The following is a 1,646-nucleotide window of genomic DNA, read 5'->3' as shown; positions in this document are numbered from 1 at the left end:
TGAGCCGGTTCTCCACGGCGGCGGTGTCCGCGCCCAGCACGCCCGCGGAATCCGTGACCTGCTGCTGCAGCCGGGACGGTGGTTCCGCGGAGGCGGAGGGCGCCGCCCACCCGACCAGGCTGACGAGGAACGCCACGAGGAGCGCGACGGCCGCGGCCGTGCGGGACCGGGGGCTCCGGACGGCGTAGGGGCGGGGCGGGGGTGCGATCATGCGGCCAGCGTATCGGCCCGTCGCAGGGGGCATGCCGGTCTCCCGCCCGGGCGGTTACTCTGGGCGGCATGGCAGGGCGGATTCCGGAGCAGGACATCGCCGCGATCCGCGAACGCACTCGCATCGAGGAGGTCGTCGGCGAGTACGTCGCGCTCAAACCAGGTGGCGCGGACTCCATGAAGGGGTTGTCCCCGTTCAAGGACGAGAAGACCCCCTCGTTCCACGTGCGGCCCCAGCACGGCTATTTCCACTGCTTCTCCACCGGTGAGGGCGGCGACGTGTTCGCCTTCCTCATGAAGATGGAGCACATCAGCTTCGTCGAGGCGGTGGAGCAGCTCGCGGACAGGATCGGCTACCGCATCTCCTACGAGGGCGGCGGGCAGGTGATCCAGCGCGACCGTGGGACCCGTTCGCGACTGGTCCAGGCCAACGCCGCCGCGCAGAAGTTCTACGCCGAGCGACTCCATCAGGACGCGGAGGCCGAGATCGCACGGGAGTTCCTGACCGACCGCGGCTTCGACCTCTCCCACGCCGAGCGCTTCGGGTGCGGGTACGCACCGGCGGGCTGGGACACCATGAGCAAACATCTGATGCGGCAGGGTTTCGAGCCTAAGGAGTTAGAGGCGGCCGGTCTGTCCAAGACCAGCTCACGGGGGTCGTTGATTGACCAGTTCCACCGCCGCCTGCTGTGGCCCATCCGCAACCTCGCGGGGGAGGTGATCGGCTTCGGCGCCCGTAAGCTCTTCGAGGACGACACCCTGGGCAAGTACATGAACACGCGGGACTCAATGCTCTACAAGAAGTCGCAGGTGCTCTTCGGTCTGGACCTGGCCAAGCGGGACATCGCCTCCCAGCGCCGGGCGGTGGTCGTGGAGGGCTATACGGATGTCATGGCCATGCATGCGGCGGGCGTCACCACGGCCGTGGCGGCGTGTGGCACCGCGTTCGGCGAGGACCACCTGTCCACACTCCGGCGGCTGATGTTGGACGACAACTACTTCCGTGGCGAGATCATCTACACCTTCGACGGCGACGAGGCCGGCAAGAAGGCCGCGATGCGGGCGTTCTCCGGGGACCAGCAGTTCTCCGGTCGCACCTTCGTGGCGGTGGCCCCCGCCGGTCAGGACCCCTGCGACATCCGGCAGAAGAAGGGCGACGCGGCCGTCCGCGATCTGATCTCGGCCAGGGTGCCGATGTTCGAGTTCGCCATCCGGTCCATGTTGGAGGAATACGATCTCGATCACGCGGAGGGCCGGGTCGAGGCACTCCGCCAGACCGTGCCCGTGGTGGCGGACATCCGCGACTCCGCCCTACGTGACGAGTACGCCCGGCAGTTGGCCGGCTGGGTGGGGTGGGACGATCCCGCGACGGTGCTGCGCCGCGTCCGCGAGGAGGCCCGCAAGAGGGGTCGCGCCCGGGCGGCGACGCCCGGCCC

Annotated in this window: 1 protein-coding gene and 1 pseudogene; one reads left to right on the top strand and one right to left on the bottom strand. The window is 69.2% G+C overall.

Annotated elements, in window-relative coordinates:
• Positions 1-211, bottom strand: a pseudogene (locus G6027_RS15025) (TPM domain-containing protein); the annotation flags it as partial.
• Between the two features lie 68 nt (positions 212-279).
• Between G6027_RS15025 and dnaG the strand changes: the two are divergent.
• Positions 280-1,646: DNA primase (gene dnaG / locus G6027_RS15020; protein ID WP_182637875.1), on the top strand; the 1,367-nt coding region annotated here is incomplete at its 3' end.

Source organism: Dietzia sp. SLG310A2-38A2, from assembly GCF_014145095.1.
GTDB lineage: Bacteria > Actinomycetota > Actinomycetes > Mycobacteriales > Mycobacteriaceae > Dietzia.
The sequence above is the reverse complement of the archived record's forward strand: the minus strand, read 5'-3'. Positions and strand labels throughout refer to the sequence as shown.